The sequence below is a fragment of the Novosphingobium sp. ES2-1 genome, from assembly GCF_015169775.1.
Classification (GTDB): Bacteria; Pseudomonadota; Alphaproteobacteria; order Sphingomonadales; family Sphingomonadaceae; genus Novosphingobium; species Novosphingobium subterraneum.
The window spans coordinates 1,385,637-1,398,251 of the sequence record NZ_CP063445.1; the positions used below are offsets into that span (position 1 = coordinate 1,385,637).

The following is a 12,615-nucleotide window of genomic DNA, read 5'->3' on the forward strand; positions in this document are numbered from 1 at the left end:
AACTGTTTCTATTCGTCAGGCCGTCCGCCAGACTGGGGCACGCCTTTCCAGAAAGGCATTGATCCCCTCGTCGGTGTTTTCGTCCATCATGTTCTGCGCCATGACTTCGCAAGCGAGAGCATATGCTTCGGAGCGGGAGCACTCGCGCTGGGTGTTGAAAAGCCTTTTGCCACGGCGGATCGCATCGGGGTTCTTGGCGAGTATCGTGGCGACGAGATCATCGGTTGCGGCATCAAGCGCCTCGGCCGGAGCGACGGTATTGACAAGGCCCCAGTCGGCGGCGGTGCGGGCATCGATGAATTTCCCGGTCACCAGCATCTCGAAAGCACGCTTTGCAGGCACATTCCGACTGAGCGCCACGGCAGGGGTTGAGCAGAACAAGCCGACGTTGATTCCTGAAACAGCAAAGCGCGCGTCTTCGGAAGCGACGGCAAGGTCGCAGGCGCCGACCAATTGGCAACCTGCGGCGGTGGCAACGCCATGGACCTTGGCAATGACGGGAACAGGGAGAGCAGCAATCGCCTCCATCACGTCGGTACAGGCAGCAAAAAGCCTGCGGTAGGTGTCGAGATTGCGGTCAGCCTGCATCTCGGCAAGATCATGTCCGGCACAGAAGGCCTTTCCCGCTCCGGCAAGGACTACGACGCGCGCTTCATTGTCGCCCGCGATGTCCGAAAGTTCGGCCAGCAGTTCGGCGAGGACGGCCTGCGACAGGGCATTGAACTTGTCAGGTCGATTCAGCAGCAGGTCGTATCGACCCTCTGCCGTCCGTTGCGCGAGGATCGTCTTGCCCATTGCCTGCCCCCTTGAGTCAGTGCTTCTTGCGAGTGAGTTCGCGCATGGCCCCGTCGAGTCCCTCGAGAGTCAGGGGGTACATGCTGCCGCCGATCAGGTCCTTGATCATCTTGGTCGACTGCGAATACGTCCACTGCTTTTCCGGCACCGGATTGAGCCAGACCGTGGCGGGGTAGGTCTGCGCCACGCGATGCATCCACACCGCGCCCGATTCCTCGTTGAAATGCTCGACGCTGCCGCCGGGATGGGTGATCTCGTAGGGGCTCATTGCCGCGTCGCCAACGAACACCACTTTGTAATCGTGGCCGAACTTGTGGAGGATGTCCCAGGTCTTGGTGCGTTCCGACCAGCGGCGCTTGTTGTCCTTCCACACGCCTTCATACAGGCAATTGTGGAAGTAGAAGAACTCCATGTTCTTGAATTCTGCGGTTGCCGCGCTGAACAGTTCCTCGACCAGCCTGATGAACGGGTCCATCGATCCGCCGACATCGAGGAACAGCAAGAGCTTGACCGCGTTGCGCTTTTCCGGCCGCATCCGGATGTCCAGCCAGCCTTGGCGCGCCGTGCCTTCGATCGTGCCGTCGAGATCGAGTTCGTCTGCTGCCCCTTCGCGGGCGAAGCGGCGCAGGCGGCGCAAGGCGATCTTGATGTTGCGCGTGCCGAGTTCGCGAGTGTTGTCGAGATTTGCGAATTCGCGCTTTTCCCAGACCTTTACCGCGCGCTTGTGCTTGCTCTCGCCGCCGATGCGGACGCCTTCCGGGTTGTAGCCGGAATTGCCGAACGGGCTGGTGCCGCCCGTGCCGATCCACTTGTTGCCGCCCTGATGGCGCTTCTCCTGCTCTTCGAGACGCTTCTTGAGCGTCTCCATGATCTCCTCCCACGAGCCGAGGGACTTGATCTTCTCCATCTCTTCTTCGGACAGGAACTTTTCGGCCACGGCCTTGAGCCAGTCCTCGGGGATGTCGACCGGGCGCTGGCCGTAATCGGTGAGCAGGCCCTTGAAGACCTTGTTGAACACCTGGTCGAAGCGGTCGAGCAGACCTTCATCCTTCACGAAGGTGGCGCGGCTAAGATAGTAGAATGCTTCCGGTGTCTGCTCGATCACGTCCTTGTCCAGCGCTTCGAGCAGGACAAGGTGCTCCTTGAAGCTGGCTTGAATGCCTGCGGCACGCAACTCGTCGACGAAATTGAAAAACACGGGCTGCGGCTCCTCTGACTTAACCGAGTGATTAAGCGCTGCCGCTGCGATCGGCAAGGGCTGTTGCGCGATAGGCGGTTGAGCGGAAGCGACAAACGGTTAAGCCATGAGGAAACATGGTTAAGGGCAGTTTACCATGAGTCGCGCTACGGGTTTGCTTGCGATCTTTGTGCTTCTGCTTGGTTTGGCGGGCCTCGGCTTGGCGCTGTCGGCGCGGGAGGCGCGGGCTGATGTGCAGGAGGCGGTGATCCAGCAGATCCCGCCCCCGCCAGTCGCCCCGCTAGTCGCGCAGCCTGTCCGCCAACAATTGCCCCCGCCGGTTGCGGACGTTCTGCAATCGGGTGTGCTGGTCGTGGTTAGCAAGGCGTCGCAACGGATGCACGTGTTCAAGGATGGCGAGCATTGGGGTTCCTCGCCGGTCTCTACAGGCAAGCGCAGACATTCGACCCCGGCCGGTGTATTCCCGATCCTGCAGAAGCGGGTGTTCCATCGTTCCAATATCTACAGCAACGCCCCGATGCCCTACATGCAGAGGCTGACTTGGCGCGGCATTGCAATCCATGCCGGGTATGTCCCGGGCTATCCGGCCTCCCACGGCTGCATCCGCTTGCCGCGCAGCTTTGCCAAGGCGCTGTTCGACCTGACGAAGGCAGACCGGACGACAGTGGTGGTGACGAATGCTACGCTGCGTTCAGAGCAGGGGGCGGTGACTCTGGCGCTCAATTCGCAAGCTCCCGCTGCCATGCCCGCAGCAGGCCCGCGGGTGATGATGGCTGCAGCAGCGCGGGTCCAGACGATTCAGCTTGCTGCGGCGCTGAGCCCTGCCGAAGCAGAGGCGCATTGGCAGGGCGCGGTCGCGATGTACCCGCAACTGGCGAGCTTCCAGAAGGCCGTTGTCCCTGCGGTGGTCGGCCAGCGCCGCTATTGGCGGTTGCGCGCCAGCGCCCCCGGCGCCCATGCGCTGTGCGGCGTGCTGAAGCGTTCGGGGCAGGACTGCTTCAACGTGATCTGACGCGGTGAACGGCCGCAACCAGCACGAACGAGATGTACATAAGAAGGTACCAAGCGCCGAGCTTTGCAGGGGAGACAAGGGTCCAGCCCGCCTCCTGGCTGGGATAGATCCACGCGCGTGAGAAAGTGGCGATGTTCTCCGCGAACCAGATGAACAGCGCCACGAGGAACCAGCCAAGCAGCAACGGCATGGAACGGTTTTCCCGCCACACGCGGAAGATCACGCGGGTGCGCCAGAAGAGCAGGCCCATCGCCGCGAAGAGAAGCAGGCGAACGTCCGGCAGCCAGTGATGCGCAAAGAAGTTCACGTAGACAGCAACTGCCAGTGCGTAGCTCCACGCGGCAGGCGGATAATGCGGAAAGCGGAAATCGAAGATGCGCCAGACACGGGCGATATAGCTTCCGACGCAGGCGTACATGAATCCGGAGAACAGCGGCACGCCGCCGATCCGCAGCAGGCTTGGTTCCGGGTAGGTCCATGACCCGTAGGCGGTCTTGAAAAGTTCCATGATCGTGCCGACCGCGTGGAAGGCGAGGATGACCTTGGCCTCTGACAGAGTCTCAAGCCGGAGCAGCAGCATGGTGATCTGGATCGCGAGTGCACCGATCGTCAGCGCGTCATAGCGGGCGATCGGTGCATCCGTCGGCCAGAACAGATGCGTACCCAGCAGCATCGCCAGCATCAGGCCACCGAACAGGCAGGCCCACCCCTGCTTGAAGCCGAACAGCAGGAATTCGTAGATCCACGCCGTGGGTCCCGGCGCTGGATCGATGGCCTCCAGCCGCGCGCGAATGGCGGCAAACCGTGTATGGGCGGTGGGCGTCGGCGCAAGGTCGCTCATGCCTTAGCTGACGGGCGGCGGAACAGGGGGCTGTTGCGGCCAGCTTTCGAGAGAAGGGTCGAGCTGAGCCCAAGGCGGTGCATCCTCGGTCCAAATGATCGCTTCGGGGCGCAGGCCGTGGCCTGCGTCAAGGGGACCGAAGCGCACTGTCTTCAGGTGAAGGCGTGCAGAACTCTGCGCGAAGATCTGCGTGCCGCAGGCGGGGCAGAAGTGGAACGTCAGGGTGTTGCCACTGACCGCCGTCCATTCGGAATGGGCCAGGGTGCCGGTGATGTTGACGTCTTCCGCCTTGAAGATCGCGTTATTGGTCGGGCCACCGGCCGCAATCTGCTGACACTGGCGACACCAGCACTGGCGAGTCGCAATTGGCTCTCCGGCGACCTCGAGGTGGACGGAACCGCAAGCACATTGACCGGAATAGGGCATGGCAAAAGGCTTCCTTCAGGCTTTCAGCAATTGGGTATTGTTAGTGTTACATACAATTGTCTATGGTGCTGCCACTTGGAGAGGATAAAGCCATGACACTCAAGCTCTACAGTTTCGGACCGGCTGCCAACTCGATGAAACCGCTGCTGACGGTGTTCGAAAAGGGCCTCGATGTCGAGAAGCATCGGCTGGATCCTGCAAAGTTCGAGCATCACACCGATTGGTTCAAGGCGATCAATCCGCGCGGTCAGGTGCCGGCGCTGGTCGACTCTGGGGTGGACGGCGACAAGGTCATCACTGAATCAACCGTGATCTGCGAGTATCTCGAGGACGAATACCCGACGGAAGTCTCGCTCCGCCCAGCCGACAGCTTCGGGCGCGCACAGATGCGCATCTGGACGAAGTGGGTGGACGAATACTTCTGCTGGTGCGTCTCGACCATTGGCTGGCATCGCTATGTCGGCAACATGGTCAAGGGCCTTACTGACGCCGAGTTCGAGGAAAAGGTGAAAGCGATCCCGGTGGTCGAGCAGCAGGTGAAGTGGCGGCGCGCCCGCGAAGGCTTCCCGCAGGACATGCTCGACGAGGAAATGCGCAAGATCGGCTACTCAGTGCGAAAGCTGGACGACCACCTTGCCGACCATGAATGGCTGGTGCCGGGGCAGTACACCCTGGCCGACATCTGCAACTTCGCCATCGCCAACGGCATGCCGTTCGGCTTCAAGGAATTGGTGAACAAGGAGGACACGCCTCACCTGGTGCGCTGGATCGAACAGATCAACGAGCGGCCGGCGGTAAAGGCGATGTTCGCGCAGGTAGAGCTGGAAAAGCTTGGGCCGCGGGAGTGAGACGCCCTTGCATCGGCAAGGTCCGCACGCTCAACTGGCGGGCGGCGGACCTTTGGGATGGCGCGGGAGATGTCCGGGTAGCGGAGCCCAGCTCGGCGCACTGTCCGCCCAGATGACTGCCGTTGGCGGCGCGAGTTCGGGGTCGTCGAGCGTTCCCGCGCGAACGCGCATCGGCAGGCCTGTCGGCGTGACGGTGCGACTGTAGATTTGCGCGCCACAGACATTGCAAAAGCCACGTTCGACTGTGTTGCCGCTGTCGGCAATCATCACGAAGGTTCCGAGTTTGCCTTCGATCGCCACGGCGGCTTCCGGGAAAAGCACGTTCACCGTAGCCGATCCGCTGGCGATGCGTTGGCAATCTCGGCACCAGCACATGCGGGCGCCCAGTGGGTCGGCGGAGATGGTGTAGCGCACCGCGCCGCAAAGGCATCCGCCGACATGGGGCATGGCAATCTTCCTCAGTTCCCCGGACGCCAGGCCATGAACGCCAGGCGCTCGAACAGCATGATGTCCTGCTCGTTCTTGAGCAGCGCGCCGTGAAGCGGCGGGATCGCCTTGGTCGGATCGCGGTTCTGGAGGACGTCCAATGGCATGTCCTCGTTCAGCAGGAGCTTGAGCCAGTCGAGCAGTTCGGAAGTGCTGGGCTTCTTCTTGAGGCCGGGCACTTCGCGGATCTCGTAGAACACCTCCATCGCCTTGCTCACCAGGGTCTTCTGGATACCGGGGAAGTGGACGTCGATGATTGCCTGCATCGTGTCGCGGTCCGGGAACTTGATGTAGTGGAAGAAACAGCGGCGCAGGAAGGCGTCGGGCAGTTCCTTCTCGTTGTTCGAGGTGATCACGACGATCGGGCGTTCACGCGCCTCGATGCGCTCCTGCGTCTCGTACACGTCGAAGCTCATGCGATCGAGCTCCTGCAGGAGGTCGTTCGGAAACTCGATGTCCGCCTTGTCGATCTCGTCAATCAGCAGAACGGGAAGGGTGGGACTGGTGAAGGCCTCCCACAGCTTGCCTTTCTTGATGTAGTTGCGAATGTCGTGCACCCGCTCATCGCCGAGCTGGCCGTCGCGCAGGCGGGCGACTGCGTCGTATTCGTAAAGGCCTTGCTGCGCCTTGGTGGTGGATTTCACGTTCCATTCGATAAGCGGCGCGTTCACCGCCTTCGCGATTTCATGAGCGAGCACGGTCTTGCCGGTGCCGGGTTCTCCCTTTACCAGAAGAGGGCGGCGCAGCAGGACGGCTGCGTTGACGGCGACCTTGAGATCTTCGGTAGCGACGTAATTGCTGGTGCCTTCAAAGCGCATCGGCGGTTCCTGTGTGCTTAATCGTTCGGTTAAGCGATAAGGCGGCTGAGAGTGCGGCGCAAGGGGGTTGCTGAACTGACGGCCGCGTCATCTTCGAACTCATAGTTAGACGCACGTGTCAGTTTCGGAGCATGTTGATGACGCACGCGTCATTTTTGAACTTGGTTGGTGACGCATCCGTCATGTATGTCGTGTCAAATTGTCGCTAACTTATGCTTGGCCGTCTCGGCGATTGAAGTGCCCGAAACCGCCGTGTAGCGACGCGGGAATGGTCGCACCCCGCAATGTCATGGCGAAGCAAGGCTATCAGGCATCGCCGCGCGAGCGGGCTGGAGCAATGGCGTTTGCCGCAGTCACAACCTTGTTGGTGTTCCTGATCATGTGGCGAATGGGCGCGGTTACCGGCTTCGGCGATGGGAAGGGCACGCACCTGACCGCGATCGACCTATCCGCTCAGGGGCAGGACGAAGAGAAGGCGCAAAAGCAGGAGCAGAAGCGGCAGAAGCAGGCGGAATCCGCCGAAGCCGCTGTGAGCCAGCCGGTGGCTGCGCCGCCTCAAGTGCCAGTGCCTGGCAAGGTGGAATGGCCCGAAGGATTCATCGAGCTGTCGCGCAACGACTACCGCGCGACCGACATCAGCAACATGAAGCGGGCAGAGTCCGGCGGGGCGCAACAGGTGGGCGCGGGCAGTCCGGGCGATTCCGCCAGCGTAGGGCAAGGACCGGGCGGCGTGCGGCTCTTTGCCGCGCAATGGTATCGCGAACCCACCGATGCCGAGATCGGCCCCTACCTGCCCCAGCGCCGGATGCAGGGGGACTGGGCGATGATCGCGTGCAGGACGGTGGAGAAGTACCACGTCGAGGATTGCCAGGAACTTGGCGAAAGCCCGCCGGGATCAGGCCTTGCCCGCGCGATCCGGCAGGCGAGCTGGCAGTTTTTGGTGCGACCACCCAGGGTCAATGGAAAGCCTCAGATCGGGGAGTGGGTGCGGATACGGTTTGATTTCCGAGCGAAAAAGGGCGATCCTGATCGTCAAGTTGCTGGCTAAACCCGAATGGGAAGTGGTGCGGAAACATAGTCCCCCTGGCGGGTAACGATCACTGTAAACTGCGAAGGGATCGTTTCATGGCAAGTAGTGGAGAACGCATTCAGGATATCGGCCCGCAACCCCTAGCCTTCGATATCGAAGTGGCGACCAAGACCAATGGCGACTATCGCTCGGTCGCCTGGACGGGGCGCTATTTGCAGGTAACGCTCATGTCGATTCCTGTCGGCGGAGACATCGGGTTGGAAGCACATCCCGAGACGGACCAGTTCCTACGGCTCGACGCGGGAAAAGGCCTGGTGCAGATGGGGCCAACCGAGCATGAGCTGACGTTCGAGCGGCAAGTGTCGGATGGCTGGTGCGTTTTGGTGCCCGCTGGCACCTGGCACAACGTCACGAACATCGGCGACGAGCCTATCCAGCTCTATACGATTTACGCGCCTGTCCACCATGCCGCATCGCGCGTGCATCCTACGAAGGAGGCAGCCGAAGCCGATGAGCCGAACGATACGCCCCCTGAATGGACTGTCCAACCTGCCAAACCCGCGCAGGACAAGCATGGCTAGCGCTGGCGCGTTTGTTTAGGCGTATCGATCGGTAAGCAGCCATTTTCTGTAGTGGCTGCTTGGATGACGCCGACGACGCCTTCCGGGAGGTTACGCGTCAATCAACTCCGGATCGATCTCGCTCGCGCGGTTCTGGATGAACATGAAGCGCTGGGCGGGATCGCGGCCCATCAAGCGGTCGACGAGTTCCTTCACCGCCGCTCGGCCCTCGTATTCAGGCGGCAGGGTGATGCGGATGAGGCTGCGGGTGGCAGGCGCCATCGTGGTTTCGCGCAGCTGTTGCGGGTTCATTTCGCCAAGGCCCTTGAACCGACCGACTTCAACCTTCTTGCCCTTGAACTTGGTCGCTTCCAGCTCGGCACGGTGGGCGTCGTCCTTGGCGTAGGCGGAGGTGCTGCCGCTGGTCAGGCGATAGAGCGGAGGCTGGGCGAGGTAGAGGTGGCCGCGCCGGACCAGCTCGGGCATCTCCTGGAAAAAGAACGTCATCAGCAGCGTGGCGATGTGTGCGCCATCGACGTCGGCGTCGGTCATGATGATTACCCGATCATAGCGCAGCGCGTCCGGGTTGCAGTCCTTGCGCATGCCGCAGCCGAGCGCGAGTGCGAGGTCCGCGATTTCCTGGTTGGCGCGGATCTTGTCGGCCGTGGCGCTGGCGACGTTGAGGATCTTGCCGCGGATTGGCAGGATTGCCTGCGTCTTGCGGTCACGCGCCTGCTTGGCGCTGCCGCCTGCGGAATCGCCTTCGACGATGAACAGTTCGGTCTCGCCTTCACCTTCGCCCGAGCAATCGGTGAGCTTGCCGGGAAGGCGCAGCTTGCGGGCGTTGGTGGCGGTCTTGCGCTTGACCTCGCGCTCCGCCTTGCGGCGCAGGCGTTCGTCCATGCGCTCCATCACCGCGCCGAGCAACGCCTTGCCGCGCTCCATGTTGTCGGTGAGATAGTGGTCGAAATGGTCGCGCACCGCAGCTTCAACCATGCGCGCTGCCTCTGGCGAAGTCAGGCGGTCCTTGGTCTGGCTCTGGAACTGCGGATCGCGGATGAAGACCGAAAGCATGATCTCGCTGCCGGTGATCATGTCCTCTGGCGCGATGTCCTTGGCCTTCTTCTGGCCGATCAGTTCGGCAAAGGCGCGGATGCCCTTGGTCAGTGCGGCACGCAGGCCCTGTTCGTGGGTGCCGCCATCGGGCGTGGGGATGGTGTTGCAGTACCACGAATAGGAACCATCGGACCACAGTGGCCAGGCGATAGCCCATTCTACGCGGCCGTTCTCTTCGCCATTGGGGCCGAGCGGGAAGTCCTGTCGGCCGGCGAAAGGCACGGAGGTGACGCATTCGCGGCCCGAGACCTGTTCCGCGAGATGATCGGCAAGGCCGCCGGGGAACTGGAAGACGGCTTCCGCCGGCACTTCCTCGCTGGCAAGCGAGGCAGCGCACTTCCAGCGGATTTCGACGCCTGCGAAGAGATAGGCCTTGGATCGGACCAGCCGGAACAGGCGGGCAGGCTTGAACTTCGCGTCTTCGCCAAATATCTCGAGATCGGGGATGAACGTGACCTGCGTGCCGCGCCGATTGGGGGCATTGCCGATCTTCAACAGCTTGGTCGTCGGATTTCCGCGCGAAAACTCCTGCGCGTATAGCTCCTTGTTTCGCGCCACCTCGATCCGGGTGAGTGAGGAAAGCGCGTTGACCACCGAAACGCCGACGCCGTGCAGACCGCCACTGGTTGCGTAGGCTTTTCCGGAGAACTTGCCGCCGGAGTGAAGCGTTGTGAGGATGACTTCCAGCGCCGACTTGCCGGGGTATTTCGGATGTTCGTCAACGGGGATACCCCGGCCATTGTCCGAAATGGTCAGCCGATTGCCTTCCTCCAGCATGACCTCGATGCGGTTGGCGTGGCCGGCGACCGCCTCGTCCATCGCATTGTCGAGCACTTCGGCGGCGAGGTGGTGCAGCGCGCGCTCGTCCGTGCCGCCGATGTACATGCCGGGGCGGCGGCGGACCGGTTCGAGGCCCTCGAGAACTTCGATGGCGGAGCCGTCATAGGCCTCGGCTGCGCTGGTGGCGGGGAGCTTGTCGAAAAGGTCGTCGGACATGCGAACGGGTATAGAACACGGGAATCCCGGCGCAAGCGGGGATGCCGCCTTATCCTGCGAAATCCCCCGCTTTCGGCCTATCAGAATTTTGCCGGAGCGGGCGATACGGTGGTGAAGGTGCCGGTGCCAACTTCACGCACCTCCATCGCCCGTTCGGCCATGCCGCTTGCCGTGAAGCGGAAGACGCCATCAAGGCCGATGAAGCCCTGCGGATCGTAGAGCTTCGCCGTTGGGAAGGTGGTGCCCGGCTTCCATGTTCGGGCAATGTTGAGCGTCAGCAGGACGCTGTCGTAGCCCAGCGTTGCAAGCCGCGATGGCGTCGCGCCGAAACGTGTGGCGTAGCTCTTTTCAAATTGACCGAAGCGCTGATCGGAGACGGCAGCGAACCATGCGCCGCGCATGGCGACAGATTTCGCGATCGCGCCTTCACCGCTCCACAGTTCGGTTCCCAGAAGCTTGACGCCTTTGCCCGCCAGCGGACCCGCCTGAAGCGCGATGCGGCTGCCATCCGCGATCAGCAGCGCGTCGAAACGGCCCTTGTCCTTGACGCGGCGTACTGCGCTGGCAACCGACGTATTGCCGCGATCATAGGTTTCGATGGCGGTGACGGCGACGCCATTGGCCCGCGCGGCCTCGGTCAACCCTGCGGTCGCCCGCTGCCCGTAATCACCGGTCGGGATGATTGCGGCAACGGACTTGATCCCACGCGACTTGGCGAAGCCGAGAACGCGCGTGATCGATTGGCCGGGGGCCTGACCCATGACAAAGACATCTCGCGAAGCGACGGCACTGTCGTTCGAATAGGTAATCATCGGGACTTTGGCCGGGCGCGCAACATTTGAGACCAGAACGACATCATCGGACAGCAGGGGGCCGAGGATCAGCTTGTTGCCGTCGGCAATGGCGCGGGCGGCCGCGCTGCCAGCGCCCGTTGCTGTGTCATATGTTGTGATGCGCAGGTTTGCCGCGCTGGTATCGAGCACGGCCATCGTTGCAGCATTGGCTATCGATTGACCAACCGATGCGTTTGGCCCTGTCATTGGCACCAGCAGCGCGACACGATGGCGGCCGGCATCGGTTGGCAGGACGTTTGCGTCAGGAGCCTTTTCGGTCGGTTCTGCGATCGGGCCAGTGCCCTTGGGGATGACGGTGCAACCTGCCAGAAGGGCCAGCGTGCCGGTGACAACCCATCTGCGGGAGCGGCGCAAGCCAGTTTCGCGCCAGTCGCCCAATTGTCCCTCGATCATTCCCTGCACACCCTCTTGTCGCTCTGTCATCGCCGGTCCATGGAAAAGCCATGGATACGTCGCCTCTTGCACCCGGTCTCTATATTGTTGCCACGCCTATTGGCAATCTTGGTGACATGACCCGTCGCGCCACAGACACGCTTGGGCGCTGCGATCTGGTAGCCTGCGAGGATACGCGGGTGACAGGGAAATTGCTGAATCTGCTGGGCCTTCACAAGCCGATGCGACGGTATGACGATCATGCCAGCGACGGCGCGAGGGAAGCGCTGCTGGCAGAAATGGCGGTCAAGGCGGTTGCACTGGTATCGGATGCCGGAACGCCGCTGATCTCCGATCCGGGTTACAGGTTGGTGCGAGAGGCGCGGGCGCGGGGGATATCGGTCACGTCGTTGCCCGGTGCGAGCGCGGTCGTGACCGCCTTGTCGATGGCGGGGTTGCCGACGGATCGGTTCCTGTTTGCGGGGTTCCTGCCGAACAAGGAGAAGGCGCGGGGCGATGTCCTGACCGAACTATCCGGCGTCCCGGCCACGCTGGCATTCTATGAAACGGGGCCCCGCCTTGTGGCTTCGCTGGAAGCAATCGCCGAGCGTTTGCCCGGACGCGAGGTCGCGGTTGCGCGTGAGCTGACCAAGTTGCACGAGGAGTGTCGTTCCGGCTCTGCAGCGGAACTTGCGGCGCACTACTCGGCGCAGCCGCCGAAAGGTGAGATCGTGCTTCTCATTGCGCCACCCGGAGAGGCCGAAGCGCCCGAGGACGACGTCATCGACGCGGAACTGCGCGCGGCGCTGGCCGAGATGTCTACATCGCAAGCGGCAGGCAAGGTGGCAAAGGCGCTTGGGCTGGATCGCAAGGTGCTTTACGCACGGGCCATGGCACTCAAGGAATGAGGCGTGCCGAGGCTGAGCAGCAAGGACGGCGGGCCGAATGGCTGGCAGCGTGGTGGCTGCGGCTTCAGGGCTGGCGCATTCTGGCGCAGCGGGTGAAGCTCATGGCAGGCGAGGTCGACCTGATCGCGCAAAAAGGGCGAACGGTTGCGTTCATCGAAGTGAAATGGCGCAAGGATGCCCGGCAACTGGGCGCCGCGATTGACGCTCACCGCCTGCGACGCGTCGCAAGGGCGGCGGAAATGCTTGCCGGAAAGTATGCAAGGCCTGGCGATGACGTCCGAATTGACGTTATCCTGATGGCACAGGGAAAGTGGCCGTACCGGATTGCCAACGCCTGGCAACCCGGCACCTGACC

Annotated in this window: 14 protein-coding genes; 6 read left to right on the forward strand and 8 right to left on the reverse strand. The window is 62.3% G+C overall.

Going from position 1 to position 12,615, the window contains the following annotated elements; all coding sequences use genetic code 11:
* Positions 1-15: 15 nt before the first annotated feature.
* Complete coding sequence (locus IM701_RS06600) at positions 16-795, reverse strand: enoyl-CoA hydratase (protein WP_193828154.1); 780 nt, start codon at positions 793-795, stop codon at positions 16-18.
* Between the two features lie 16 nt (positions 796-811).
* On the reverse strand, positions 812-1,993 hold the full coding sequence (locus IM701_RS06605) for a VWA domain-containing protein (RefSeq protein ID WP_193828155.1): 1,182 nt from the start codon (positions 1,991-1,993) through the stop codon (positions 812-814).
* A gap of 136 nt (positions 1,994-2,129) precedes the next feature.
* Between IM701_RS06605 and IM701_RS06610 the strand changes: the two genes are divergently transcribed.
* Positions 2,130-3,005 carry a L,D-transpeptidase family protein gene (locus tag IM701_RS06610; protein WP_193828156.1) on the forward strand — a complete coding sequence of 292 codons (876 nt, stop codon included), beginning with the start codon at positions 2,130-2,132 and terminating at the stop codon, positions 3,003-3,005.
* Here IM701_RS06610 and IM701_RS06615 read toward each other — a convergent pair.
* Both IM701_RS06615 and IM701_RS06620 read right to left on the reverse strand, forming a co-directional pair.
* The gene (locus IM701_RS06615) at positions 2,992-3,846 is read right to left on the reverse strand and encodes a DUF817 domain-containing protein (RefSeq protein ID WP_193828157.1); all 855 of its coding nucleotides are present in this window, start codon (positions 3,844-3,846) and stop codon (positions 2,992-2,994) included. The genes IM701_RS06610 and IM701_RS06615 overlap by 14 nt on opposite strands.
* Before the next feature lie 3 nt (positions 3,847-3,849).
* Positions 3,850-4,272 carry a GFA family protein gene (locus IM701_RS06620; RefSeq protein WP_193828158.1) on the reverse strand — a complete coding sequence of 141 codons (423 nt, stop codon included), beginning with the start codon at positions 4,270-4,272 and terminating at the stop codon, positions 3,850-3,852.
* A gap of 92 nt (positions 4,273-4,364) precedes the next feature.
* On the opposite strand from IM701_RS06620, the gene IM701_RS06625 reads away from it, so the two are divergent.
* Positions 4,365-5,120: a glutathione S-transferase family protein gene (locus IM701_RS06625; RefSeq protein ID WP_039331482.1), complete on the forward strand. Its 756-nt coding sequence runs from the start codon at positions 4,365-4,367 to the stop codon at positions 5,118-5,120.
* A 30-nt stretch (positions 5,121-5,150) separates the two neighbouring features.
* On the opposite strand, the gene IM701_RS06630 is transcribed toward IM701_RS06625, so the two are convergent.
* Together IM701_RS06630 and IM701_RS06635 are read right to left on the reverse strand one after the other, a co-directional pair.
* Entirely contained in the window at positions 5,151-5,567 is a 417-nt protein-coding gene (locus IM701_RS06630; protein ID WP_039331147.1) for a GFA family protein, read from the reverse strand.
* 11 nt (positions 5,568-5,578) lie between these two features.
* Entirely contained in the window at positions 5,579-6,424 is an 846-nt protein-coding gene (locus IM701_RS06635; protein WP_193828160.1) for a MoxR family ATPase, read from the reverse strand.
* Positions 6,425-6,692: 268 nt separating this feature from the next.
* On the opposite strand from IM701_RS06635, the gene IM701_RS06640 reads away from it, so the two are divergent.
* Together IM701_RS06640 and IM701_RS06645 are read left to right on the forward strand one after the other, a co-directional pair.
* Positions 6,693-7,472 carry a hypothetical protein gene (locus IM701_RS06640; protein WP_193828161.1) on the forward strand — a complete coding sequence of 260 codons (780 nt, stop codon included), beginning with the start codon at positions 6,693-6,695 and terminating at the stop codon, positions 7,470-7,472.
* A 77-nt stretch (positions 7,473-7,549) separates the two neighbouring features.
* Positions 7,550-8,035, forward strand: coding sequence for a cupin domain-containing protein (locus IM701_RS06645; RefSeq protein WP_193828162.1), 486 nt, complete (start codon positions 7,550-7,552; stop codon positions 8,033-8,035).
* Between the two features lie 90 nt (positions 8,036-8,125).
* Here the strand turns inward: IM701_RS06645 and parE are convergent, their stop codons facing one another.
* Together parE and IM701_RS06655 are read right to left on the reverse strand one after the other, a co-directional pair.
* A complete protein-coding gene (gene parE / locus IM701_RS06650) occupies positions 8,126-10,126 on the reverse strand; it encodes a DNA topoisomerase IV subunit B (protein ID WP_039331141.1) in 2,001 nt (666 codons plus the stop codon).
* An 80-nt stretch (positions 10,127-10,206) separates the two neighbouring features.
* The gene (locus IM701_RS06655; RefSeq protein ID WP_230487825.1) at positions 10,207-11,403 is read right to left on the reverse strand and encodes a penicillin-binding protein activator; all 1,197 of its coding nucleotides are present in this window, start codon (positions 11,401-11,403) and stop codon (positions 10,207-10,209) included.
* Positions 11,404-11,423: 20 nt separating this feature from the next.
* On the opposite strand from IM701_RS06655, the gene rsmI reads away from it, so the two are divergent.
* A complete protein-coding gene (rsmI, locus tag IM701_RS06660) occupies positions 11,424-12,260 on the forward strand; it encodes a 16S rRNA (cytidine(1402)-2'-O)-methyltransferase (protein WP_052241864.1) in 837 nt (278 codons plus the stop codon).
* Complete coding sequence (locus tag IM701_RS06665; protein ID WP_193828163.1) at positions 12,257-12,613, forward strand: YraN family protein; 357 nt, start codon at positions 12,257-12,259, stop codon at positions 12,611-12,613. Before rsmI ends, IM701_RS06665 begins: the two co-directional genes overlap by 4 nt.
* Positions 12,614-12,615 lie beyond the last annotated feature (2 nt).

What these genes read in the sequence shown, in the direction of transcription:
- IM701_RS06600 (WP_193828154.1), bottom strand. Translation starts at nt 795, where the DNA reads ATGGGCAAGACGATCCTCGCGCAACGGACGGCAGAGGGTCGATACGAC.
- IM701_RS06610 (WP_193828156.1), top strand. Translation starts at nt 2,130, where the DNA reads ATGAGTCGCGCTACGGGTTTGCTTGCGATCTTTGTGCTTCTGCTTGGT.
- IM701_RS06615 (WP_193828157.1), bottom strand. Translation starts at nt 3,846, where the DNA reads ATGAGCGACCTTGCGCCGACGCCCACCGCCCATACACGGTTTGCCGCC.
- IM701_RS06620 (WP_193828158.1), bottom strand. Translation starts at nt 4,272, where the DNA reads ATGCCCTATTCCGGTCAATGTGCTTGCGGTTCCGTCCACCTCGAGGTC.
- IM701_RS06625 (WP_039331482.1), top strand. Translation starts at nt 4,365, where the DNA reads ATGACACTCAAGCTCTACAGTTTCGGACCGGCTGCCAACTCGATGAAA.
- IM701_RS06630 (WP_039331147.1), bottom strand. Translation starts at nt 5,567, where the DNA reads ATGCCCCATGTCGGCGGATGCCTTTGCGGCGCGGTGCGCTACACCATC.
- IM701_RS06635 (WP_193828160.1), bottom strand. Translation starts at nt 6,424, where the DNA reads ATGCGCTTTGAAGGCACCAGCAATTACGTCGCTACCGAAGATCTCAAG.
- IM701_RS06640 (WP_193828161.1), top strand. Translation starts at nt 6,693, where the DNA reads ATGGTCGCACCCCGCAATGTCATGGCGAAGCAAGGCTATCAGGCATCG.
- IM701_RS06645 (WP_193828162.1), top strand. Translation starts at nt 7,550, where the DNA reads ATGGCAAGTAGTGGAGAACGCATTCAGGATATCGGCCCGCAACCCCTA.
- parE (WP_039331141.1), bottom strand. Translation starts at nt 10,126, where the DNA reads ATGTCCGACGACCTTTTCGACAAGCTCCCCGCCACCAGCGCAGCCGAG.
- IM701_RS06655 (WP_230487825.1), bottom strand. Translation starts at nt 11,403, where the DNA reads ATGACAGAGCGACAAGAGGGTGTGCAGGGAATGATCGAGGGACAATTG.
- rsmI (WP_052241864.1), top strand. Translation starts at nt 11,424, where the DNA reads ATGGATACGTCGCCTCTTGCACCCGGTCTCTATATTGTTGCCACGCCT.
- IM701_RS06665 (WP_193828163.1), top strand. Translation starts at nt 12,257, where the DNA reads ATGAGGCGTGCCGAGGCTGAGCAGCAAGGACGGCGGGCCGAATGGCTG.